General features: G+C 63.1%; 18 protein-coding genes and 2 pseudogenes. 13 read left to right on the plus strand and 7 right to left on the minus strand.

The genetic code is table 11. The features are described from left to right. A pseudogene (locus VR74_RS09540) lies at window positions 1-368 on the plus strand (NADH:ubiquinone oxidoreductase); the annotation flags it as partial. Here the strand turns inward: VR74_RS09540 and VR74_RS09545 are convergent. Further along, a complete protein-coding gene (locus tag VR74_RS09545; protein ID WP_045696219.1) occupies window positions 369-1,319 on the minus strand; it encodes a mechanosensitive ion channel domain-containing protein in 951 nt (316 codons plus the stop codon). It lies immediately after the preceding pseudogene. 232 nt (window positions 1,320-1,551) lie between these two features. Between VR74_RS09545 and murB the strand changes: the two genes are divergently transcribed. Continuing rightward, entirely contained in the window at window positions 1,552-2,505 is a 954-nt protein-coding gene (murB, locus tag VR74_RS09550; protein ID WP_045696246.1) for a UDP-N-acetylmuramate dehydrogenase, read from the plus strand. 6 nt (window positions 2,506-2,511) lie between these two features. On the opposite strand, the gene VR74_RS09555 is transcribed toward murB, so the two are convergent. Next, window positions 2,512-4,569, minus strand: coding sequence for a TonB-dependent receptor (locus VR74_RS09555; protein ID WP_299950043.1), 2,058 nt, complete (start codon window positions 4,567-4,569; stop codon window positions 2,512-2,514). A gap of 241 nt (window positions 4,570-4,810) precedes the next feature. On the opposite strand from VR74_RS09555, the gene VR74_RS09560 reads away from it, so the two are divergent. The 6 genes from VR74_RS09560 (at window position 4,811) to VR74_RS09585 (ending at window position 11,434) form a co-directional block, all read left to right on the plus strand. After that, window positions 4,811-5,719, plus strand: a complete 909-nt coding sequence (locus VR74_RS09560; protein WP_045696223.1) for a D-alanine--D-alanine ligase — start codon at window positions 4,811-4,813, stop codon at window positions 5,717-5,719. Continuing rightward, entirely contained in the window at window positions 5,707-6,576 is an 870-nt protein-coding gene (locus VR74_RS20800) for a cell division protein FtsQ/DivIB (protein WP_299950044.1), read from the plus strand. The genes VR74_RS09560 and VR74_RS20800 overlap by 13 nt, the downstream gene beginning before the upstream one ends. Further along, window positions 6,576-7,871, plus strand: a complete 1,296-nt coding sequence (ftsA, locus tag VR74_RS09570; RefSeq protein ID WP_045696224.1) for a cell division protein FtsA — start codon at window positions 6,576-6,578, stop codon at window positions 7,869-7,871. Before VR74_RS20800 ends, ftsA begins: the two co-directional genes overlap by 1 nt. Window positions 7,872-7,961: 90 nt before the next feature. Next, complete coding sequence (gene ftsZ, locus VR74_RS09575; protein WP_045696226.1) at window positions 7,962-9,386, plus strand: cell division protein FtsZ; 1,425 nt, start codon at window positions 7,962-7,964, stop codon at window positions 9,384-9,386. A gap of 189 nt (window positions 9,387-9,575) precedes the next feature. Continuing rightward, window positions 9,576-10,481, plus strand: coding sequence for a UDP-3-O-acyl-N-acetylglucosamine deacetylase (lpxC, locus tag VR74_RS09580; RefSeq protein ID WP_045696227.1), 906 nt, complete (start codon window positions 9,576-9,578; stop codon window positions 10,479-10,481). A 116-nt stretch (window positions 10,482-10,597) separates the two neighbouring features. Beyond that, on the plus strand, window positions 10,598-11,434 hold the full coding sequence (locus VR74_RS09585) for an outer membrane protein assembly factor BamD (RefSeq protein WP_045696229.1): 837 nt from the start codon (window positions 10,598-10,600) through the stop codon (window positions 11,432-11,434). A 3-nt stretch (window positions 11,435-11,437) separates the two neighbouring features. Here the strand turns inward: VR74_RS09585 and ligA are convergent, their stop codons facing one another. From ligA to VR74_RS09605, 4 genes are read right to left on the minus strand one after another with little or no spacing between them, the layout of a single operon-like run. Next, a complete protein-coding gene (ligA, locus tag VR74_RS09590) occupies window positions 11,438-13,543 on the minus strand; it encodes an NAD-dependent DNA ligase LigA (RefSeq protein ID WP_045696230.1) in 2,106 nt (701 codons plus the stop codon). Continuing rightward, a complete protein-coding gene (gene recN, locus VR74_RS09595) occupies window positions 13,540-15,234 on the minus strand; it encodes a DNA repair protein RecN (RefSeq protein WP_045696232.1) in 1,695 nt (564 codons plus the stop codon). The genes ligA and recN overlap by 4 nt, the downstream gene beginning before the upstream one ends. 56 nt (window positions 15,235-15,290) lie before the next feature. Beyond that, on the minus strand, window positions 15,291-17,102 hold the full coding sequence (locus VR74_RS09600; protein WP_045696234.1) for an aminopeptidase P family protein: 1,812 nt from the start codon (window positions 17,100-17,102) through the stop codon (window positions 15,291-15,293). A gap of 45 nt (window positions 17,103-17,147) precedes the next feature. Continuing rightward, window positions 17,148-18,002, minus strand: coding sequence for a 50S ribosomal protein L11 methyltransferase (locus tag VR74_RS09605; protein WP_045696236.1), 855 nt, complete (start codon window positions 18,000-18,002; stop codon window positions 17,148-17,150). A 64-nt stretch (window positions 18,003-18,066) separates the two neighbouring features. On the opposite strand from VR74_RS09605, the gene VR74_RS09610 reads away from it, so the two are divergent. The 4 genes from VR74_RS09610 to VR74_RS09625 all read left to right on the plus strand — a co-directional run bounded on the left by VR74_RS09610 (window position 18,067) and on the right by VR74_RS09625 (window position 22,296). After that, the gene (locus tag VR74_RS09610) at window positions 18,067-18,990 is read left to right on the plus strand and encodes a peptidylprolyl isomerase (RefSeq protein ID WP_299950046.1); all 924 of its coding nucleotides are present in this window, start codon (window positions 18,067-18,069) and stop codon (window positions 18,988-18,990) included. Window positions 18,991-19,150: 160 nt separating this feature from the next. After that, the gene (locus VR74_RS09615) at window positions 19,151-20,392 is read left to right on the plus strand and encodes an ammonium transporter (RefSeq protein WP_366462395.1); all 1,242 of its coding nucleotides are present in this window, start codon (window positions 19,151-19,153) and stop codon (window positions 20,390-20,392) included. Window positions 20,393-20,449: 57 nt separating this feature from the next. Further along, a complete protein-coding gene (pgeF, locus tag VR74_RS09620) occupies window positions 20,450-21,214 on the plus strand; it encodes a peptidoglycan editing factor PgeF (RefSeq protein WP_045696237.1) in 765 nt (254 codons plus the stop codon). A gap of 146 nt (window positions 21,215-21,360) precedes the next feature. Next, the gene (locus VR74_RS09625) at window positions 21,361-22,296 is read left to right on the plus strand and encodes a ribose-phosphate pyrophosphokinase (protein WP_045696239.1); all 936 of its coding nucleotides are present in this window, start codon (window positions 21,361-21,363) and stop codon (window positions 22,294-22,296) included. A gap of 30 nt (window positions 22,297-22,326) precedes the next feature. Here VR74_RS09625 and VR74_RS09630 read toward each other — a convergent pair whose 3' ends face one another. Further along, complete coding sequence (locus tag VR74_RS09630) at window positions 22,327-22,605, minus strand: hypothetical protein (RefSeq protein ID WP_045696241.1); 279 nt, start codon at window positions 22,603-22,605, stop codon at window positions 22,327-22,329. Between the two features lie 167 nt (window positions 22,606-22,772). On the opposite strand from VR74_RS09630, the pseudogene VR74_RS09635 reads away from it, so the two are divergent. Continuing rightward, window positions 22,773-23,238, plus strand: a pseudogene (locus VR74_RS09635) (IS5 family transposase); the annotation flags it as partial.

The raw sequence follows: 23,238 nt of genomic DNA on the forward strand, positions 1-23,238 counted from the left end.
GCCCCCCCGCCGCCGCCGAACGCCGCGCTCCACCTCCTGTCACCCCCGCACCCCCACCCCCGCGCGACCTTGACCCCATCAATGCCGCCCGCCGGGAAGATGACGAGGCGAACCTGCTGGTCGAAGCCGCTTTCGGTGACGCTGACGATCTTGAGCGGATCAATGGTGTCGGCCCCATGCTGTGCGAACTGCTGCATGAAATCGGCGTGTTCTACTTCTGGCAGGTCGCCGAGTGGAGCGCGCAGGACGTGGACTGGGTCGATGAAAAGCTCATGCATTTCAAGGGCCGTATCCAGCGCGACAAATGGGTGAGCCAGGCGCAGGAACTCGCCGCCCTGCCGGGATCCGCCAGACGCCCCGGATCCTGATCAGCTTCCCGCCTGCGCGCCAACACCCTCCGACATGTCCTGAAACTGCGCTTCGGCCCGCACACGCGGCAATGCTTCGGGATGCTCGGCCTGCAGCCAGGCAATCATGTGCTCACGGATATGGCAGCGCAGGTCCCAGGCCTCCGGCGAATTGCGCGCACTGGCCAGCGCCCGGATCGTCAATGTTGCATTGTCTCGCGTTTCGGTGACCTGCAGGTTGACGACATCCCCATCCCACAAGGGTGTGCCCTTGCATATTTCGGTCAGCTTCTCGCGCATGGCGTCAATCGGCGCGGTATAATCGACATACCAGAACACGCTGCCAATGATGGAGGCGGTTTGCCGGGTCCAGTTCTGGAAGGGCTTGTCGGTGAAATAGGACACCGGCACGATGAGACGGCGCCAGTCCCATATCTTCACGACGACATAGAACAGGCCGATCTCTTCGATCCAGCCCCATTCCCCTTCGATCACCACGGCGTCCTTGATCCGTATCGGCTGCGTGAAGGCGATCTGCAGACCCGCGATCAGGTTGCTGAGCAGCGGCCTTGCCGCAATGCCGAGTGCGAGACCTGCAATCCCGGCCGATGCGAACAGGCTGACGCCTATTTGCCTGACGCCGGGAATGACGGTGAAGGCGGCCGCCAGCGTGACAATCGCGCCGAGCACGACCCAGACACGGCGCGTCACATCCAGCCGCGTCGCAAGCTTGCGGGCCGTCAAATCGTCCGGCTGGTCCATTTTGAGGTGTGACAGGCGGCGCTTGGTGAGGCCATCGACAAAGGTCGTTATGGCCCAGCCGATTGCTCCGACGAGGAGCACGCGCGAGAGCACGGCCAGCGGATCGATCAGGTAGTCGGGCAGAATGAACCTGGGCGGCAGGACATGAGGGCCGGCACCGCAAATCAATGCGCCAAGCGCCAGCAGCACCGGCGGACGAAATCGTTTCATCCAGCGTATTCGAAGCCGAAGTGGTTGCCTTGAAGCGATATGTCCGTCCTTCTTGCTGCTGAATGCCGAAGATGATGCTGTTAGTCTCGGCCCATGGGGTCAACCCGTGCCAGCCGTTCAGGTTCCCAAAACGGCAACCTGATGACCCGCGCCCGGTTCACGCACAGATATTGGGCAACCACCCTTGCGCACCCCGCTTGACACGGGCCCCAAGTCCGGCGACCCCAGCAGCGTGAAAACCGACACGTCCCTCCCCCCGGTTCGGGGCAAGATCCTGCAGAATGCCAGTCTCGCGCCCTATACGTGGTTCAGGGTGGGCGGCCCGGCCGACTGGCTGTTCCTGCCGGCCGATGCGGAGGATTTGTCGCTGTTCCTTCGTGAACTCGACCCGGCCGTTCCGGTGACCACGCTGGGCGTCGGATCAAACCTGATCGTGCGCGATGGCGGCATCGAAGGCGTCACCATCCGGCTGATGGGCAAGTATTGGGGCGAGGTTTCCGCAGTCAACGCAACCACCCTGTCGGCCGGGGCAGGTGCCCTCGACCTCGCGGTCGCCAGGGCGGCGGCGGCCAATGGCACGCGCGGCCTCGAATTCCTGTCCGGCATTCCCGGCTCGATCGGCGGGGCGACACGCACCAATGCCGGGTGCTATGGCCGCGAGTTGAAGGACGTCCTGAACAAGCTGGAAGGCATCACCCGCGCAGGCGAGCCGGTCGCCTACCAGGGTGACAGGGCCGAATACGGTCTTCCGGCCTTGAAGATGGACTATCGCCATTCCGAATTGCCGGAAGACTTCATCGTCACCCGCCTCCTCCTGTCCGGCGATGGCACAGACGATCCGGACGCCATCCTGGCCGACATCGAAACCCTACAGGCACGGCGCGCCGAAACGCAGCCCATTCGCGACAAGACGTCAGGCTCCACCTTTGCCAATCCTGACCCGCCCGGAACGCCCGATCAGCGGTCAGCCTGGAAGGTCATCGATGCTGCCGGGTGCCGCGGCCTGCGCGTCGGCGGCGCGCAGGTTTCGGAAAAGCACTGCAATTTCCTGATCAATACAGGGAACGCCACGGCGGCAGACCTCGAAGCGCTCGGCGAGTTCGTCCGCGCACGCGTGCTTGATACGCAAGGCATAGACCTGCGCTGGGAAGTGCGCCGGATCGGACGGCTCCAGCTTCCTGCCTGATCCGGGCTAGAAAGTGCCGTTCAATTCGAACGTGAAGATCGGTCCGAAATGGCGGGTCCGCGATTCAGAGCGTACGATCGCGCCGAGCCGGTTGGGCTCGTAAATATCCCTGCGCAGCCAGTCATGCTGGTCCAGGAGATTCGCGACGACCAGTTTTCCCGTCAGCCCCATCAGGTCCTTGTGCTCGACATAGGCGTACGAGAAGGGTGGCTGACTGCCTGAATGAAAGCGCTCATTGAGCGTGTATTCAGGATTTCCATTGTACGATTCCAGATAGACCCCGACAGCCCAGTCCGTTTTTGGAATGTCACGGCGCAGTTCCGCAGTGAAGTGGTAGATGTCGCTGCCATTGATCGGTCTTTCGACACCGGTCAGGGGATCTTTGACACGGGAATCGCGCCACTCACCGCCAAATGTCAGTTCGGTTCCCGGCAATCCAAGCTTCGCAAGCTTGAGCGTCGCATCCAGATCGGCGCCCACACGCCAGGCTGTATCGATATTGCCCGGGCCATCGCCGGTTCCGATCGGAATCCTGTCCACGATGTCTTCAATATCCGATCCGAAAAGGGTCAGTGTCGCAGCGCCCCAGTCCTTCAGGTCTTTCTCCGCCGTGATACTCAGCTTCCAGGCCTGCTCCGGCACGATCTCGGAATTGCCTTCGCTGCCATTGCCCTGGTTCAGGTTCACCGAGGAAATGAAGTCGAAGAAATCGAGCTGGCCTACTTCCCGGTCGATCCGCGTGACGAGTTGAAGCGTTGGATCAACCTGCCAGGACAGGCTGGCAAATCCCTTCGGGCGCGTGAAGGTGCGCAGGTTCTCCGCATCACCCGACTGGGACAGTTCCGACATTTCCACGCCCAGCGAAACCTGCAGGTTGAGGCCTGGCGAGAGCAGACGGCCATGTGTGACCGACACTTCTCCGCGTTGCTCCTCCACGCGCGAGTTGGCATTCGGCAAGGCCACTTCGGCGAGCGGGGCGCCGCCGGTCGAACGGAACAGGGCCGCTTCCGCATCCAGAAAGTTGAAGGCGCCTTCGAGAGAGACCTGCCAATCGCGGCCTTCCGACGGCACCCAGGCATATTCACTGCGAAGAATGTATTCGCCCTCTTCGACGGTCTGCTCGAACACCGATTCCGACATTCCCGTGCCATCCAGATTTCCGCGCAGAACATGGTCGACTGTCGGGCTGTCTTCGCGGCGGACGAGGGCGATTGCCTTAAGGCGTCCCGGTCCGAAGCCACGTTCATAGTCGGCCCCGATCTCGGCAAGGGTTTCATCTTCAGAGCCCTGAAACAGGCGGCGTCCAACTGCGCCGCTCACAGGGAACAGCTTTGACACTTCTTTCTCGTCGGGCTGGTAGGCCGCAAACTTGGCACTGAGGTTTGCGACGGCGCCGTTGTCCGGGCTCCACGCGAGTGATCCGGCGAGCGATCCAGCTTCCACGTCATGGGTGAAATCCTCCTTCCGCGTTTCGATCACGTTTCCTGCGCCATCGGTGATCCGTTCCGGCCCGGCGCTGGCGCCGCGTTCAGGATCACTCTCTGCTGCCAGCGCCCAGCTCAGCGCGCCTGCCTGGCCTGAGACCGTCCCGCCGAAATCATTAAAGGTCGGGCGCAGGTTCTCCCGGCTGCGCACTTTCCAGTGCCATGTGCCCGAAACGCCTCCTGAATCCCGGGTCGTCACGTTCACGACCTGGCCGGACAGCCCGGGGATGCCCAGCGCGGTTCCGTCGAGCACTTCAATCTTGTCGACATTTTGCGTGGAAATGCGCCCGAGCATGGATTCCGCATCATTCGATTTACCTGAAACCCGCTGCCCATTGATCAGGACATTGCCGGTTGCCTGGCCGAAACCGCGCGAACCGCTGTCCCCGCTGTCTATGGAAAAACCGGGAATCCGCTGAACGATGTCGAGCGCTGTACGCGGAGCAAACTGCGCAAAATCCTGCGCTGAATAGACCGTTTTGTCGGTTGTACTGCTTGCGGCCGCCAGGTCGGCGGCGTGCGCATTCGGCGCCGCGAGGGCCAGAATCACGCTTGCATACATCGGCGCACGGTGTTTCATTCGGCTCTCCCTCAACGGTGCATTTTTTTCTGGAAAACAACGGGACTGGCCGTCACTTTCATCGTCTATCGATATGCACTGACTACGCATGTAGTCATATGTTGGCAATGCCTGTTTGGTGACTTTTTCGTAACTTGAAGTGGATCATGATCGGGTTTCGCCTGACTCGTGCCGCTTTCGTGCGGCACAGGCGAAGGCAAGCGGCAGAAAATCCGCACACAATAAGCAAGAAGGACTGGCCATGAAACGCGTAGCGGTCATTTACGGAGGCTGGTCTTCCGAGCGGGAAGTCTCCCTGTCATCCGGCCGGCAGATGGCCAAGGCTGCCCGCGCGGCAGGCTATGACGTGATCGATATCGATGCCGGACGCGATCTTGCGATCCAGCTTGCAGAGGCTGCGCCGGACTGTGTCCTGAACGGGCTTCACGGCCCGTGGGGGGAAGATGGCTGCGTGCAGGGCCTGCTCGAATTCATGGGCCTTCCCTATTCCCACTCCGGCGTCCTCGCCTCGGCGCTGGCCATGGACAAGCTGAAATCGAAGTCTGTCTATCGCGAAGCAGGCCTGACGGTTGCCGAAGACAGGCGGGTCACCCGCGCAGAGGCGGCCGCCAGCCACGCCCTGAAGCCGCCCTACGTGGTCAAACCCGTCGCCGAAGGATCCAGCTTCGGTGTCCTGATCGTGCGCGAAGGCGCCAATACGCCGCCGCAGGAATTGCTCGGGGCCGGATGGCATTATGGCGACAATCTCATGGCCGAGGAATTCATCCCCGGACGCGAACTGACCGTCGGTGTTCTGGGCGACCGGGCCCTCGCTGTTACCGAGATCACGACCTTAAGGGACTATTACGATTTTGATGCGAAATATCAGGCGGGCGGATCGCAGCATGTGATCCCGGCAAACCTGCCTGCACACGTGACCGAAGCCGCAATGGACGCAGCGCTCAGGGCACATCAGGCGTTGGGCTGCCGGGGCGCGACGCGATCCGACTTTCGCTATGACGACAAGAGAGACCGCCTCGTGATCCTGGAAACAAATACCCAACCTGGCATGACGCCCACCTCGCTTGTCCCCGAGCAGGCCGCTTTCGTTGGCATGTCCTTCGAAGCGCTTGTTGTCTGGATGATCGAGGATGCCTCATGCCAAAGGTAAACCGGAACCAGTCAGTCCCTTCCCGCTCGCGCCGCCGCCCTGCCACCATCGTCGATGAGACGACAGGCGAGGAGGTCCGCGTCTCGTCCGTGCTGTTCGGGCTTGTCATGCTGGTGGCGATTGTCGTCGCCACGGCCGCATGGATGGGCGGATCCCTTTCGCAGATCGAAACGCGCTTCGGCGGGTTTCTCGATGACACCGCCCGCATGGCCGGCGTCTCGGTGAACGATGTTTCCGTGCTGGGCCTGGAGCAGAATCCGGCCCTTGCCGACGATGTGCGCGCTGCGGCCATGATCGAACCCGGGGAGAACATGTTCCGCGCAGATCCCCAGCTGATCCGCCGCCGCGTCGAATCCACCCGCAAAGTGCTGAACGTGCGCGTTCACCGCCTGTGGCCCGGCCAGATCGTGATCATCGCCGACGCGGCCGAACCGGTCGCCCTGTGGCATGACGGCAAGGACTGGACAGTGGTGGACGGCCTCGGCCGCATCCTGCCGGACGCCAACTCGACCGATTTCAAGACACTGGTGCGCCTCGCCGGTCAGGGCGCACCCAGTGCCGCGCCCGCTTTGGTCAAGGCGTTGAAGGATGCGCCGGATGTCTCCGCGCGCCTTGCCATCGCAACGCGCATTGCTGACCGGCGCTGGGATGTCCGCCTGGTGAACGGCGCAACCGTCCGCCTGCCGGAAGACGACGCGATGGAAAGCGCCCTCGCCCGCCTGACAAAATTGCAGACACGGACAGCCCTCATGCAGCGCCCGGTCACCATGATTGACCTGCGCAACAAGGGCCGGGTCTACCTGTCCCCTGCCCAGAGTGCCGGAACCCGCAAACTCGCAGAGGCAGCCCGTTCCTGATGGCAAATGTCCAGTCCAGACGCATCGCCCTCAATGGCTCCCGCAGCACTGGCACGGTGGCGGCGCTGGATATTGGCTGTTCCAAGATCACCTGCCTGATCGGGCGCAATGACGGGTCGGGCCCGCGCCGGTTCCAGATCCTGGGCGGCGGGCGTCAGCAATCGCGCGGCTTCAATGGCGGTGCCATTACTGACATGGAGGGGCTTGAACGTTCCATCCGCCTTGCCGTTGAAGACGCCGAGCGCGAAGCGGGCGAACAGATCAGCGAAGTCATTCTCGGCATCACGGGCCCCAAACTCGCCTGCACACTGGTCACGGCATCCATCGACATTGGCGGACGTGCGATCACCCACAAGGAAATCAAGCGTCTCCAGGCCCTCGCGCTGACCAGGATCCCCACCAAGGGGGTCGACGTTCTGTCCGCCTGGCCGGTCGCTTACCGGGTTGACCAGCAGGAGGGGGTCCGCCAACCCGCAGGCATGTATGCCGAGCAGCTCGGCATACTTCTCTCGGTCGTCACGGCGCCGCGCCCCATCATCAAGAACCTCGTCGAATGCGTGGGCCGCGCGCATCTCGGGATTTCGGCCCTTGTTCCCTCTTCCATCGCCAGCGGGGCGGGCACCCTGATCGACGACGAAATCGATAATGGCGCGATCTGCATCGACATGGGCGCCGGAGTGACCGCTGTGTCAGTCTATCTCAATGGTTCGCCGGCCTGGCTCGGCCTTGTTCCGGCTGGCGGAACGCATGTCACCAGCGACATCGCCCAGGGTATCGGCACGACATTCGCGGCAGCCGAGCGCCTGAAATCGGTCTACGGCACAGCCAATCTCGAAGGCCCCGGTCTGGCTGAACGCATCGAGGCCCCGCGCCTTGGCGATGATGGCCGCCTGCATGGCATGCGCATGGAAAAAGGCGCCATCGCCGAAATCATCGCACCGCGTATCGAGGAAACCTTCGAACTCGTGCAAAAAATCCTCGATTCCAGTGGTGTACGATCCGTACTTCCACGCCGCGTGGTTCTGACCGGCGGCGCCAGCCAGCTTTCGGGCGTGCGCGACGTTGCCACGCGCATCCTGAATGCGCCCGTCAGGCTCGGCCGTCCGACCATTGCTGAATTTCTCGGGGAAACGCTGGGAACACCTGCTTTTTCTACAGCGTCAGGTCTGCTACTGTATTCCGAACTGGGGTTTGTGGACGCTGCGCGGGCTGGCGTTGCGTCGAAGGAAAGCGGAGCGGAATCCGGGCGCGGAGCAGTGAACAAGGCGTTCCATTGGCTGAAAGAAAATTTCTGACGCCTTTTGCGCTCACTTAACTGTCTTTTAGCCGTGTGGGGCCAAGGTGCCTCTCATACCGGTTCCTGAAATGTATATTGAGGTACGCGAATGACACATGAACTCAAGCCCAGGATCCTCGTCTTCGGGGTTGGCGGCGCAGGCGGCAACGCAGTCGACAACATGATCGAGGCGAACCTGCAGGGCGTCGAGTTCATCGTCGCCAATACGGACGCGCAGGCCCTGTTCCGTTCCAAGACGGAACAGCGCATCCAGCTCGGCCCTGAAACCACCGCAGGCCTTGGTGCCGGCGCCCGCCCGGAAGTCGGCGCAAAAGCCGCCGAAGAGTCGATCGACGAAATCAAGGGATACCTTGAAGGCGCGCACATGGTTTTCATCGCGGCAGGCATGGGCGGCGGCACCGGTACCGGCGCTGCACCTGTGATCGCACGCCTCGCGCAGGAAATGGGCATCCTCACGGTCGCGGTCGTGACCAAGCCGTTCGGCTTTGAAGGCGCCCGCCGCATGGCGCTGGCAGACCTCGGCCTTGTCGAAATCCGCGACAATGTCGACACGATGATCGTCGTGCCGAACCAGAACCTGTTCCGCATCGCCAATGACCGCACGACCTTTGCCGAAGCGTTCCGCATGGCGGATGACGTTCTCTATTCAGGCGTCCGCGGCATCACCGACCTGATGGTCATGCCCGGCCTGATCAACCTCGACTTTGCCGATGTCGGCTCGATCATGCGCGGCATGGGTTCGGCCATGATGGGCATGGGCGAGGCAGAAGGCGAAGGACGCGCCCTGGAAGCTGCCCGGGCAGCGATCGACAATCCGCTGCTTGACGAAGTCAGCCTCAAGGGTGCCAAGGGCGTCCTCATCAACATTACCGGCGGCTATGACATGACGCTGTTCGAACTCGATGAGGCGGCCAACGAAATCCGCCGCGAGATCGACCCGAACGCCAACATCATCCTCGGCTCGGCTTTTGACAGCGAGCTGGAAGGCAAGATCCGCGTATCTGTCGTCGCAGCAGGTCTCGACACGGAAGCCAGTACTCAGCCAGCACCGGAAACGATCCGCGACACCGTGCGCCAGCCCATCGCCGAGCCGATTGCCGACGAAGTCGTCGAGGCGCAGGCGCCAGGCGAAGACCGGCCTGTGGTCATCACCGGCCATGCGCCGGTGCTCCGCTCTGAAGAGAGCGACCCGCGCTCGGATTTTTCGGGCCAGCCATTGCCTGCAGACCATTATGAAGGCGCAGAAGGCGAGGACGAAGTGACCGCTGATGCCGTCTTCGGAACGCGCAAGGAAGCCCCTGCCCCGGACAAGGCCCGCCCGGAACAGGGTTCTTCCGGGTTTTCCCACCTGTTCGGCTGGCGCCGGAACCCGCAAGGCGAGAATGACGACGCACCCGGAACATCCGTGCCGGCCCAGATCATCTCGTCTCCCGACGACCATCCGGAAGCTGCCCCATTCGATGATGCCGACCTCGAAATACCGGCTTTCCTGCGCCGATCGGCAAATCACTGATTTTTCGGCGGAAAATGCAATCGGCACAATCGCGATTGTTGCAAAAATTTTTGATATTTTACAGGGCTGTAACGTGAGTTGCAGCCCTTCTTGTAACACGCCGAAACAAGGCGTGTTTTGTGCTGGCGCTTAACCACATCCAGATTGAGCCTTTAGCGGAGGGTCGATGCGGTGTTGAGTGGCGTGCAGATGCAACAGACAATTGAACGTCCGGCCGTATGTGCCGGAATCGGCGTTCACAGCGGCGAAAAAGCCCGGCTTGTTCTGAAGCCTGCACCTGTCGGCACCGGCATCGTGTTTCGCCGGACGGATCTGGATGCCGCCGATATCGAGATACATGCGCACGCCGATTCGGTGTCCGACACGCGCCTTGGCACGACATTGACGAACGAGGCGGGGGTTTCTGTCGCCGTTGTCGAGCACCTGATGGCGGCACTTGCCGGACTGGGTGTGGACAATCTCATCATCGAGATTGACGGTCCGGAAGTGCCGATCATGGATGGTTCATCGGCCGTCTATTGCGAATTGTTGCTGCAGGCCGGCCTGAAAACGCAATCGGCCCCGCGTCGCCGCATCCGGATTCTTGAACGCATCGAAATTCTTGACGGGCCCAAGCGCGCCACCCTGTCACCCTCGGATGACACTTTGCTCACACTACGCGCCCGCATTGAGTACGACGATTCCGTCATCGGCATCCAGCAGATGGCCCTTCGCCTTGCGCCAGGCATGTTCGCCCGCGACCTGGCCTTCGCACGCACTTACGGATTTGCCCGCGACGTAGACATGCTGCGGTCCATCGGCCTCGCACGCGGCGGCTCGCTGGATAATGCAGTCGTGCTGGAAGACGGTGCAGTGGTAAACCCGGAAGGCTTGCGCGCCGAAGACGAATTCGTGCGCCACAAGATGCTCGATGCCGTCGGTGACCTGATGCTGGCCGGCGCGCCGATCGCCGGAAGCTATGACGCCGTCCAGCCCGGCCATGCCCTGAATAACGCTTTGGTTCGCAAACTCCTCGCCACTCCGTCGGCATGGTGCTGGGAAACAGACGCGGACCTTCACACCCGCAGCAGTGAACGCGCGCGCGCCGCCGTCTGAAGCAAGGGCCTGCATTGCCTATTCATAATCGGCCGCCTGACAATGATCCTTGGAAATCCGGCGCAGTTCAGGCTAATCAGGCTGTAGACATTCACAGCTGAAAGTTCCCGACCGGCATGTCCCTTCTGAAACTCCGCCCGAGCCTCCTGATCCTGGCCTGTATTGTCGCCGTTTCCGGGTGCCAGTCTGCCAATAAACGCAAGCAGGAGCTCGCCTATATCGAGCGTCCGGTCGAGCAGCTGTACAATCAGGGCGCCCAGGAACTCGACAAGCGCAACTTTGACCGCGCGATTCTCCTGTTCAACGAGGTCGAGCGCCAGCACCCCTATTCCGAGTGGGCCCGCAAATCGATGGTCATGACCGCGTATGCGTCTTACCAGGCCCGCGACTATGATGAAGCCATAGCGGGCGCTCAACGATACCTGAGTCTCCACCCGGGCGGCTCGGAAGCTGATTACGCCTATTATCTCATCGCCGTGAGCTATTTCGACCAGATTGTCGATATCGGCCGCGACCAGCGGACAACCGAACTCGCCCTGTCGGCCCTTCAGGACGTGACACGGCGCTTTCCCAACAGCTCCTATGCGCGCGATGCGAGCCTGAAGATCGACATGGTCAATGACCAGCTTGCCGGCAAGGAAATGGAGATCGGCCGCTGGTACCTGCGCTCTAACCAGACGCTGGCTGCCGTGAACCGGTTCAAAAAGGTCGTCACCACCTATGACACGACCTCGCATACGCCCGAGGCTTTGCATCGCCTGGTCGAATCCTACCTGACCCTCGGCCTGCGCGATCAGGCGCTCGCAGCGGGCGCCACACTCGGGTACAATTACCCGGGCAGCGACTGGTACAAGATGAGCTACCGCCTCCTGACCAAGGAAGGCCTTGATCCCGAGGCGGATTCGGCGCCGCGCCGGACCCTGATTCAGAAGATCATTCCGGGCGGCAAATAGGTCTTACGCATCCGCGATCAAGGCGAGCCATTCTGCTTCCGTCAGCGTTTTCACGCCGAGGGATTCCGCCTTGGTAAGTTTCGATCCGGCGCCTGGCCCTGCGACCAGAATGTCGGTCTTGGCCGAAACCGATCCTGAGACCTTGGCGCCCAGCGCACTTGCCCTCGCCTTGGCCTCGTCCCGCGTCATCTGTTCCAGCGTTCCGGTAAAGACGACCGTCTTGCCGGCGACCGGGCTGTCGCTCGCTGCGGCGGTTTCGTCCTGCACCATGACCTCTGACAAGAGCGCCGACAGCATCTCCCGATTGTGAGGCTCCGTCACGAACACGCACAGGGCGCCGACAGCGGCCCCGCCAATGCCGTCAATCCCCATCAATTCGCCAAAAGCCTCGCTGTCAGGCCCCTGCTCAGCCGCATCTTCCACAGCCGCCCAGAATGTTTTCCAGGACAGGAAATGGCGGGCAAACTGGTTGGACGTCGTCTGACCCACATGACGGATGCCCAGACCATTGAGGAACCGGGCGAACGGCACATTCCGGCGCGCGTCAATGGCGGCGATCAGCTTGGCCGCAGATGCAGGCCCGAACCCGTCCCATTCCGCCAGAGGCGGAAGGCCGGCCTCGGCAATCCGCGCCGTGAGCCGGAATATATCCTGCGGCGCCCGCACAACCCCCTTTTCGTAGAAAAGCTGGACCTGCTTGGCCCCGAGACCATCAATGTCCAGCGATTTCCGGGACACGAAATGCTTCAGCCGCTCCACCGCCTGCGCAGGGCAGACGAGGCCCCCGGTGCACCGCCGCCGCACATCGGTCTCGCCCTTGTCGTCGACATCGCGCACTGCGGCTGACCCGCAGACAGGACACGCATCAGGCATCTCGAACGGCGCACCACCCCCGTCCGCGACCACCCGCAAGACCTGCGGGATCACATCACCTGCGCGCTGGACTTCGACAGTGTCTCCGACCTTCACCCCGAGACGCGCGATTTCGTCTTCATTGTGCAGCGTTGCATTGGACACAACGACACCGCCCACCGTCACCGGCGTCAGACGCGCGACAGGGGTCAGTGACCCTGTGCGGCCAACCTGGATATCGATTCCTTCCAGAACCGTCGTGGCCTTTTCGGCCGGAAACTTGTGCGCAATCGCCCAGCGCGGCGCGCGGCTGACAAAGCCGAGCCGCTGCTGCCAGTCGAGGTGGTCTACCTTGTAGACGACACCATCGATATCGTAGCCGAGGCCTGCCCGGCTCTGCTCGAGATCCCGGTAGGCCTTGATCAACCCATCGACTGAATCTGACCGCGTCATCAGGGGATTCACCTGGAACCCCCAGTCAGCGAACCGGGCGACCGCTTCGGTCTGCGTGGCCGCGAAGGGCGCACTCGCGGCGGCCCAGGCATAGGCAAAGAACCTGAGCGGGCGGGATTTCGTGATCCCGACGTCCAACTGGCGCAGGCTGCCGGCGGCGGCATTGCGCGGATTGGCAAAGACCTTTCGTCCAGCCTCGGATTCACGCGCATTCAGCGCCGCGAAATCGGCATGGCTCATATAGACCTCGCCGCGAATCTCGATGCGGTCCGGCCACCCCTTGCCGTTCAGTTTTGCAGGAATGTCTGAGAGCGTCCGGGCATTCGCCGTGACATCCTCCCCGACCTGCCCATCGCCGCGTGTGGCCGCGCGCGTGAGCTGGCCATTCTCAAAGGTCAGGCTCAGCGACAGGCCGTCAATCTTGGGCTCGGCGGTCAGGGCGACAGCCTCTCCTTCATCCAGTCCGAGAAAGCGGCGGATCCGGGCCACGAATTCCACGACGTCCTCATCGGAGAAGGCGTTGTCGAGCGACAGCATGGGCGCGGCATGCGCCGCCTTGGCGAAGCCCTCCCCCGCCCCGGCCCCGACCCGGTCAGCCGGGCTGTCGGCGCGCCGCAATTCCGGAAACCGTGCCTCGATGGCGAGGTTGCGCTGGCGCAAGGCATCATATTCCGCGTCTGTCAGATCCGGCGCGTCATTACGGTAATAGGCTTCGTCCGCCTCGCGGATCGCCTCAGCGAGCCGCGCAAGTTCTTCTTCTGCGGCTTCAGGCGTCAGCGCATCGACGGGGACCGGCTTGATCATGCATCCTCCAGCAACCTCCCTGCGGCGGCTCTGGCCTCTTGCGTGACCTCGGCGCCTGAGAGCATTCGGGCAATCTCTTCCTGCCGCGCACTGTCATCTAGCCCGCGAACGCGCGTCCCGCCAGACTTTTGGTCATGGTCTTTTTCAACAAGCCACTGCGCCGCTGCCGAGGCTGCGACCTGAGGGCTATGCGTGATCGCAAAGACCTGCTTTGCGCCCGCGAGGCGGACGAGCCGCTCGCCAACGGCTGCCGCGACCGACCCGCCAACCCCCTGGTCGACCTCGTCGAAGATCAGGGTCTGCGCCGAGCCGGCTTCGGCCAGTGCACATTTGAGCGCGAGCGAGAACCGGGCAAGTTCGCCGCCCGACGCGATCTTGCGCAGCGGGCCGAACCCGGCACCGGGATTGGTTTCTGCCTCAAACTCGACCCGGTCTGCGCCCTGTGCGCTGCCTTCGCCATCCGGCAGCGCATGAACGCCGATCAGGATCGTCGCCCGGCCGAGTTTCAAGGGGGCAAGCTCTTTTGCAATGGCCTTTTCGAGCTGGGTTGCGGCCGCCTTGCGCGTGGCTGTCAGCTTTTCCGCCGCCTGATGCCAGCGCGCCCTGGCGGAGGTTTCCGCCTTGCGCGCGGCGATCAGTGCATCCTCGCCTGCCTCGGCGAGATCGAGGCGACTGCGCAAGCGCAATAGCAGGTCCGGCAGCAATTCCGCTTCCGTGGCATGCTTGCGGGCCAGTGCCCGCAAGGCGAACAGGCGTGCTTCTGCTGCCTCCAGTGCCTCGGTATCGTGATGGATCAATCGCTCCAGACCGAACACGGCCGCGCTGGCTTCCCGCGCTTCGATCAGCGCCCGTTCGACAGCCTCGGCTGCAATCCTTGCCGCTTCCGGCAGGGATTCCGATGACCCGTCAAACCCGGGCAGGCGGCAAATCCGTTCGAGCGCCCGCGAGGCCCGCGAAAGGGCCGCATCGATATCGGCGCCGTCAAGCGCCGCTTCGGCTTCGCTGACAGATTCCGTTACCCGTTCCGACTGCATCAGGCGCACGCGCTGCAATGTCAGCGCTTCGGCCTCGCCGGCCACCGGGGCCAGGCGTTCAAGCTCCTCGACCGCCTGCATCAGCCATTCCCGCGTGGCGATCGCGTCGGCTTGCTCAGCCTCAAGCCGGCTGCGCGTCTCGCGCGCCGCTTCGAGCGCGTCAAATGCATCGGCACATGCGCCGAGCAGTTTTTCGTTTCCCGCGAACTGATCCAGCAGGCGCCGGTGCATCGACGGACGCATCAGGGCCGATGCCGCATGCTGGCCATGAATCTCGACAAGCAGTTCACCAACCTCGGCGAGGAAGGCCGCGCTGACGGCCTGGTCATTCACGAAGGCCCGTGCAGGCCCACTGGCCCGCACGACGCGTTTCAGGGTCAGTGCCTCATCGACCGACGCCTCGATACCCTGCTCCTGCAGCGCATTCCAGACCGGGTGGCGGGCCGGCGGACCGAACTCGACCGCCACGCTGGCCTGTTCGGCGCCAGCCCGGATGAAGGACCGGTCAGCACCGGCACCCATGGCCAGCGACAGGGCATCAAGAATGATCGACTTGCCGGCACCCGTTTCACCCGTGAGCGCGGTAAAGCCCGCACCGGCCTCGATATCCAGGCGGTCAATCAGAACGAAATCACGGATCGATATGGACAGGATCATGCTTGTTCCAATAGCATTGGAACAAAACAAGAACAACTAGAATCTTCCGCCCGGGATCAGAGCGGTGCGCAGGCAGCCTTCAGCCAGGCCTTCACGTCGCCGTCGAGCTTGCCGGACAAGAGGTCCCGGACGCGCGCATGATAGTCATCGACCCAGGCCCGTTCTTCGCCGGACAGGAGGCCTGTCACGATCAGGTCGCGCGAGAGCGGCGCGAAGGTGAGGCATTCAAATCCCAACATGTCGATTTCGCCGCCCGAAACCGGAGCAGGCGGTGTGACATATTGCAGGTTCTCGATGCGGATGCCGTACTGGCCCTCGCGGTAATAGCCCGGCTCGTTCGACACGATCATGCCGGGCGCCAGCGGCACGGCATTCCACGGCTTGGCAATCCGGTGCGGGCCTTCATGGACGCCGAGATAGACGCCAACGCCGTGTCCGGTGCCGTGCTGGTAGTCGAGCCCGGCCTGCCAGAGTGCGTGGCGGGCCAGCACATCCAGGTGCGTACCGGTCGTGCCCTGCGGGAAGCGCACGGCAGCCAGCGCGATATGGCCCTTCAGCACCAGCGTGTAATGGCGCCGCATGTCGTCACTGGCTTCGCCGATCGGAACGGTGCGGGTCACGTCAGTGGTCCCGTCGAGATACTGGCCGCCGGAATCCACGAGGAAGAGCGAGCCGCGCTCAAGCACGCGGTTCGACGCTGTCGAGACACGATAGTGCGGCAGCGCGCCGTGCGGGCCAGCGCCCGAAATGGTCGGGAAGGACAGGTCGTTCAGCGCGTTCAGTTCTTCGCGGAAGGCTTCCAGCTGCATGACGGCGTCAATCTCGGTGACCTTGCCGCTCTGGGCCTCTGTATCGAGCCAGTGCAGGAAGCGCGTCAGGGCCACGCCATCGCGCGCGTGCGCGGCTGTCGTGCCAGCGATCTCTGCCGCATTCTTGCACGCCTTCGGCAGGGCGACCGGGTCGCGTTGACGCAGAACCGTCGCGCCCGCCGCCTCCAGCGTGTCGAAAAACCAGGCCGACGCAATGTCCGGGTCGACGCTGACCGTCTTGCCCTTGAGATCGCCGAGCGCAGTTTCCAGCTGTGACAATGGCCGGACCGTCACGCCATTGCCGAGATGGGCTCGCAGATCGTCGCTGACCTTGGCTTCGTCGATGAAAAGATCGGCCGACCCGTCAGCGCGCAGGATCGCGCGTCCGAGCGGCAGCGGCGTACAACTCACATCGCCGCCGCGAATGTTGAACGCCCAGGCGATTGACGCAGGCGACGTGATCACCGCGGCATCGGCCCTGTCCGCCTTGAGGGACTGGCCGATCAGCGCGCGTTTCTCGGCATGTTCCATGCCGGCATACTCAACGGCATGCGCCACCACGGGCGCCGAGGGCTGGTCCGGGCGGTCGGCCCAGGCCCGGTCAATCGGGTTTTCGGCCACAGCCACAAGGTTGGCGCCCGCAGAGTCCGCCGCCTGTTTCAGCAGCGCCACTTCATTCGGGCTGACCAGTTTCGGGTCATAGCCGATGGTCTTGCCCGTCATGTCCTGCATTTTCAGCCAGCCGAACGCGCCTGGCTCCGGAATGCCCTGGATTTCAAACAGGTCCGGGTCGGTCTGGTCTGCCGCCTGGATCGTGTAGCGGCCGTCCGCGAACAGCACGGCGCGATCCGTGAAGATGAATGCATTGCCGAATGAGCCGGTAAAACCGCTGACCCATGCCAGACGCTCATTGGCATCAGGCAGGTATTCATTCTGGTATTCATCATCGTGCGGCACGTAGAGGCCGTCGAGTTTCATGGCGGAAAGCTCCTTGCGAAGGAGCGGCAAATGGGCCCGGCCGTCTTGCGGCCCGCCCTTGATGTCAAATGTCTGTCTCATGCCTGCAGTCTTACCGCTGCAGCGTGATCATGGAAAGGCGGGAGGTCAGGGTTTTCGGAAGACGAGCGTTGACCAGCCATCCTGCTTGATGCGCCGCTGAAAGCTGAGGCCGCGCGACGCGAAGGCGTTGCGGACCGGCGCGGCCTGGTGGTGCAGCAGGCCGGACAGGATGATGGTGCCACCAGGGGCAGTAAGGGGGGCGATGGTGGGGGCAAGGCCAATGAGGGGCTTCATCAGGATGTTGGCAAACACCGTGTCATAGGGCCCCCCCTGACGGATACGCGGCGTGTTTGCCCCTGTGATGTGCAGGGCCGTGAAACCGGTGACATGGTTCTTGACCGCGTTCTCGTTGGCGACCCGCACGCTGTCGAAATCAATGTCCGTGCCGATGGCCGAATGGGCGCCTGCTTTCATGGCGGCAATCGCAAGAACGCCTGATCCTGTTCCAAGATCGAGCACTTTACCGATGGCGCGCCGGCGGCGCACCTCGTCCAGTGCCAGGAGGCAGCCGAGCGTGGTGCCGTGATGGCCCGTTCCGAAAGCGGGGCCGGCCTCGATAAGGACCGCAATCTTACCCGGTGCCATCTTGGCGAGGGCATGGCTGCCCGCGACAAAAAACGGCCCCGCAGCAACAGGCGGCAAGCCTTCGAGCGACAGGGTGACCCAGTCACGATCTTCAAGTTCCTCGATCCGCGCGACCAGTTCAGGGGATACTTCCTGAATGATTTCAACGCATGCCTCAGCCTCTTCGAGCGTTTCGGTGAAGGCATCGAGCCGCCATGCGACCCGGCCGTCCTCCTTGGCATCGACAGCTCCGGCCGGTGAGGGATCGGCCCAGGCAAGCGCATCCCACGCAGTTTCGATTGGCGCCCGTGCGCCTTTGGCGGTTATCTGGTACATGGCGCAGGCGCTTAGCAGGCAAGGCGTCCGGGCGCCAGAGGCGTGATTAGCAGGGGTGTAAGGCATGTGGGGCAAGTGGGCGGTCGCGGCCATGCTGGTGGGGGTGACGGGGTGCGTCGGGGGTGAGCAGGGGCACGCGGAGGGTGTCATGGAGCCGTGGCGCCCGGTTGCGCCGGAGAATCTTGTCCTGCTCGAAACCACGACCGGCACCGTCGCCATCGAACTCGCCGCAGAGGCCGCGCCGGCCCACGTCGCGCAGTTTCGCGCGGCGGTCCGGTCCGGCGTGTTCGAAGGCGAGTATTTCTATCGGGTGATTGAGGGACACGTTGCGCAGGCGGGTCTCGAGTTCGAGCAGCGCCTCACCGACTGGCCGCTCCTGCCGCTGGAAGCCGAACGGACAACGCCTGCTGACGGATTTGCGCCTCTCGGGAATGCCGACCTGTTTGCCGCAACAGCCGGCCATCGCGGCGGCTTTGCTATCGGCCGGGAGGGCGAGCAGGAATGGTTGCTCAACTGCACGGGCGCGCTGGGCATGGCGCGCGATGCGGGGCCGGATACCGGGTCGATCGAATTCTTCATCCCTTTGGGGCCCAGGCGCTATCTTGATCGCAACTATACCGTGTTCGGCCGCGTGATTGACGGCATGGACAATGTGCACCGGCTGAAGCGGGTCGATCCGGAGGCCGAGGAAAACTACCCGGGCCTGTTCGAGAAGGGCGAAGCGGCATCAAAGGCAGCCTTCGCGGCGCGCGCCGAGCGGCTGTCGGGCAATGAGATCGTGTCCATCGCTCTGGCGGCCGACCTGCCGGCGGATGCCCGGCCAGCTTACGAAGTCATGGCGACACCCGGCGCGGAATGGGACGCCCTGAAAACATCCAAGCGCGACTATTCCGGTATCGACGCCTTTATTCACACGCCGCCGCGCGTGCTGGACGTGTGCAGCCTGCCAGTTCCGGCCCGCCGCGTAATGCTGCAGAATGACGACTGACCGTCTCGAAATCGGCGGCCCTGATGGATTTCCGGTTGTTCCCGCAGCCGTTCTGTCGAATGAAGTGCAGCAGAGCGCAACGAAGCGCCAGTAAATGCCAAGGGAGGCTGCATTGACCGGGGTCATGATTTCCATGAGGCGCGCAGGCGTGCTCGCACTAATGGCGGGGCTCGTCGCATCGCCCGCCTTCGCTGACACGGGCGACACCGCCTGGATCCTGACATCGACTGCGCTGGTCCTGTTCATGACCCTGCCTGGCCTCGCGCTCTTCTATGGCGGCCTTGTCCAGTCGAAGAACCTGCTTTCGGTCCTGATGCAGTGTTTCGCCATTGCCTGCCTGATGAGCCTGCTCTGGCTGGCTGTCGGCTATTCGATTGCCTTCGGCCCGGGCGGCAGCGGAATCTTCGGCGGTTTCGCCAAAAGCTTTGCAGCGGGCATCACAGCGGCGCCGCTGGACGGCCAGACCATTCCTGAAGCCCTATTCATGATGTTCCAGATGACGTTCGCGATCATCACGCCCGCGCTGATCCTTGGCGCGTTTGCCGAGCGGGTGAACTTCGCGGCCGTTCTGATCTTTTCGGGCCTGTGGATGCTGGTCTGCTATGCGCCGGTGGCGCACTGGGTATGGGGCGGGGGCTGGCTGGCGCAGCGGGGCCTGACCGATTTTGCTGGCGGTGTGGTCGTCCACACGACAGCGGGCATTTCAGCGCTGGTCTTCGCGCTGATGCTGGGCAAACGCCAGAATTTCCCGAAAGATATGCACCCGCCGCACAATCCGGCCTTCGTGATGCTGGGCGCGTCCATGCTGTGGGTCGGCTGGTTCGGCTTCAATGCCGGTTCGGCGCTGGGCGCCAATGGCGATGCGGCGCGCGCCATGCTGGTGACGCACATGTCGGCCGCGACCGCCTCACTGGTTTGGATGTGCATCGAATGGGTCAGCTTCAAGCGCCCGACCCTTGTCGGCATCGCAACCGGAATGGTGGCAGGTCTGGCAACCATCACCCCTGCGGCAGGCTCTGTCGGCCCGGTCGGCGCCATCGTGATCGGCATACTGGCGGCTGTGGTCTGTTACGGCGCCGTCGTGCTGATCCGCAACCGGATGCACATTGATGACAGCCTGGACGTGTTCGCGGTTCATGGTGTCGGCGGGGTACTTGGCACGCTGGCCATTCCCTTCCTCGCATCCGTCGGCCCGATGGCGCCGGGCCTGGGGGAGGCATCCATCATGGGCCAGTTTGGCGTGCAGCTGCTGGGCGTTGTGGCCGTCGCTGCCTATTCGGCGCTGGTCACCATCGTATTGCTTGCGGGCATCAAGCTATTCGTGCCCTTGCGGGTCAGTGCCGAGGCCGAAGAGGCGGGCCTCGACGCATCCAGCCATGGCGAGAGCGCCTATCACTACTAGGCCCCTGCATGGCGGCCGGACTTGACACCGGCCGCCGCGCCTTTCACCGATACGGGGATGGCAATACCGTTCAGCACCTGTCCGGGCCTCGCACGGTTGCAGGGCATCGCTCACGGCTTTTTCGGCCGTCAGGGCGGCGTCTCCACGGGCCTCTATGAGAGCCTGAATGTCGGCGAAGGTTCAGGCGACAGGCCGGACGCGATTGCCCGCAACCGCTCGCTTGTCGCCGCCACGCTGGGCGCGCGCCACCTGTTGTCCTGCTACCAGGTTCATTCCGCCAGCGTTGTTCCGGTTGATGCGCCCTGGACAGACCGGCCGCAGGCGGATGCCATGGTGACCAACCGGCCCGGCATTGGACTGTGCATCCTGACGGCAGATTGCACGCCGGTCCTGTTCGCAGATGCCGAGGCCGGCGTGATCGGCGCGGCGCATGCCGGCTGGAAGGGTGCGCTGGGCGGCGTGCTGGAAGCCACGGTGTCGGCTATGACGAAACTGGGCGCCGAGCGCGCGCGCATCCACGCGGCCATCGGCCCGACAATCGGCCAGGCAAGTTACGAGGTCGGACCCGAATTCCGGGACACGTTCATGACCAGCCAGCCCGGCAGCGAGATGCTGTTTCGCCCCGGAAAGGGCGACCGGTTCCAGTTCGACCTGCCCGGCTTTGCGCGCCAGCGGCTGGACACGGTGGGCATCGGGGCCGTCACGGATGTGGGCCATGATACGTGCGCAATCGAGGCGGAATACTTTTCCAACCGGCGCCGCAATCATCGCGGCGAAGCCGATTACGGGCGCAACGGGTCAGTGATCCTGCTGCGGGACTGATCGCGCAGCCGCAGAGTGTTGCTGATTCAGCGCGCATGCCGGTTCATGGCCTGCGCACTGCATCCTGCCGTCTTTTGCCGGTTGCGACTCGCAGGACTTTGTTTCAAAAGCCACTTGGGTGCCGGGCAGTCAGGGGTAATGAGACAATGAAACTTCTAACGTGCAACGCGAACCGCCCCTTGGCCGAAGCCATTGCCGACTATCTCGACACACGGCTTACACGTTCAGAAGTCAAATCCTTCGCCGATCAGGAAATATTTGTCCGCATTGACGAGAATGTTCGCGGCGAAGACGTGTTCGTGATCCAGTCGACCTCCTACCCCGCCAATGACAACCTGATGCAGCTGCTAATCTGCATGGACGCGCTGAAGCGCGCCTCGGCCCGGCGCATTACGGCTGTGATCCCCTATTTCGGATACGCGCGCCAGGACCGCAAGACCGATGGCCGTACGCCGATCTCTGCCAAGCTGGTTGCCAACCTTATCTGCTCGGCGGGGGCTGACCGCGTGCTGACTGTCGATCTCCATGCCGGCCAGATCCAGGGCTTTTTCGATATTCCGACCGACAACCTGTTCGGCGGACCGGTCATGGTGGACGATATCAGGGAACGCTTCGCAGGCCAGAAGATCATTGTCGTGTCGCCGGATGTGGGCGGCGTGGTGCGCGCCCGGTCGCTGGCCAAGCGGATCGATGCCGATCTGGCCATTGTCGACAAGCGGCGTCCGGAAGCGGGCAAGTCGGAAGTGATGAACATTATCGGCTCGGTCGAAGGCGCGCATTGCATCATGCTGGACGACATGTGCGACAGCGGCGGCACGCTGGCCAATGCAGCCACCGCGCTGAAGGAGCATGGCGCAACGGGCGTGTCGGCCTATGTCACGCATGGCGTCCTGTCGGGCGAAGCGGTCAAGCGGATCGAGAATTCGGTCCTGGACGAACTGGTGATGACCGACACGATCCAGCCTTCAGAGGCAGCGTTGAAATCGAAATCCATTCGCATCCTGCCCATCGCGCCGCTGCTCGGCGAAGCGATCCGCCGTATTGCGAACGAGGAAAGCGTCTCGAAACTGTTCGATCGCTAGACCGCTATTTGATTGCAGATTGTCGGGTGCTTATTCCACGGTCCAGCCGCGGGGTGTGCGGCGGGCATTGAGCGTCATCGGCTCGTCTTCGGATGGCGCCCTGGGCGCAGGCATCGGGCGGCGGCCTGTAAAACGCATGACAAGGGCTGCCCCGGCGAGCATCAGTCCGGCGATGGCTGTCATCACGGCAAACATGCCAGCGGCCACCACAAGCAGCATGCCGATCATGACCTGAAGGAAAAGGGCGATCCCGCCGCGCGCGGCGCCAGCGAGATTGAATGGGAACAGGCCTGATGCGTTTTGGGTCATGTCAGATCCTTCTATCGCCTGCCAACATGGCGGTATGATGGCAGCGCGTCAATGAGGCGCCATGCCAATGGCGTGCCATTTGTTGCATCTGCCTAGGTTCTGTACTCATAAACAGGATTCCCAATTGAGTGGGTTCATGATTCCCTTCTCGTGAGAGGAGATGGATCATGGCCCGTTTTGATTTGAGCGATGCCGAGTGGCAGATCGTTGAGCCGCTTCTGCCGAACAAACCGCGCGGGGTTGCCCGCGCCGATGACCGGCGGGTGCTGAATGGGATTTTCTACATTCTGCGGACCGGCTCGCCCTGGCGCGACCTGCCGGAGCGCTACGGCCCTTACACCACGGTGTACAATCGCTTCAACAGATGGGCGAAGGCAGGCGTCTGGCTCAATGTTTTCAATGCCTTGGCGGAGCGATCTCCCGAATCTATGGCCTTCATCGACAGTTCGATCATCCGGGCCCACCAGCACGCCGCAGGCGGAAAAAAGGGGGCCCGGATAACGCCATCGGTCTCTCTCGTGGGGGACTGAGCACCAAGATCCATGCCGTGGTTGATGAGGCGGGCCTGCCGATCCGCCTGTCCCTGACGGCCGGTCAAGCCTCCGACAAGGCCGCCGCGCCTGCCCTTGTCGA

It is taken from the genome of Hyphomonas sp. BRH_c22 (genome assembly GCF_000961795.1).
Classification (GTDB): Bacteria; Pseudomonadota; Alphaproteobacteria; order Caulobacterales; family Hyphomonadaceae; genus Hyphomonas.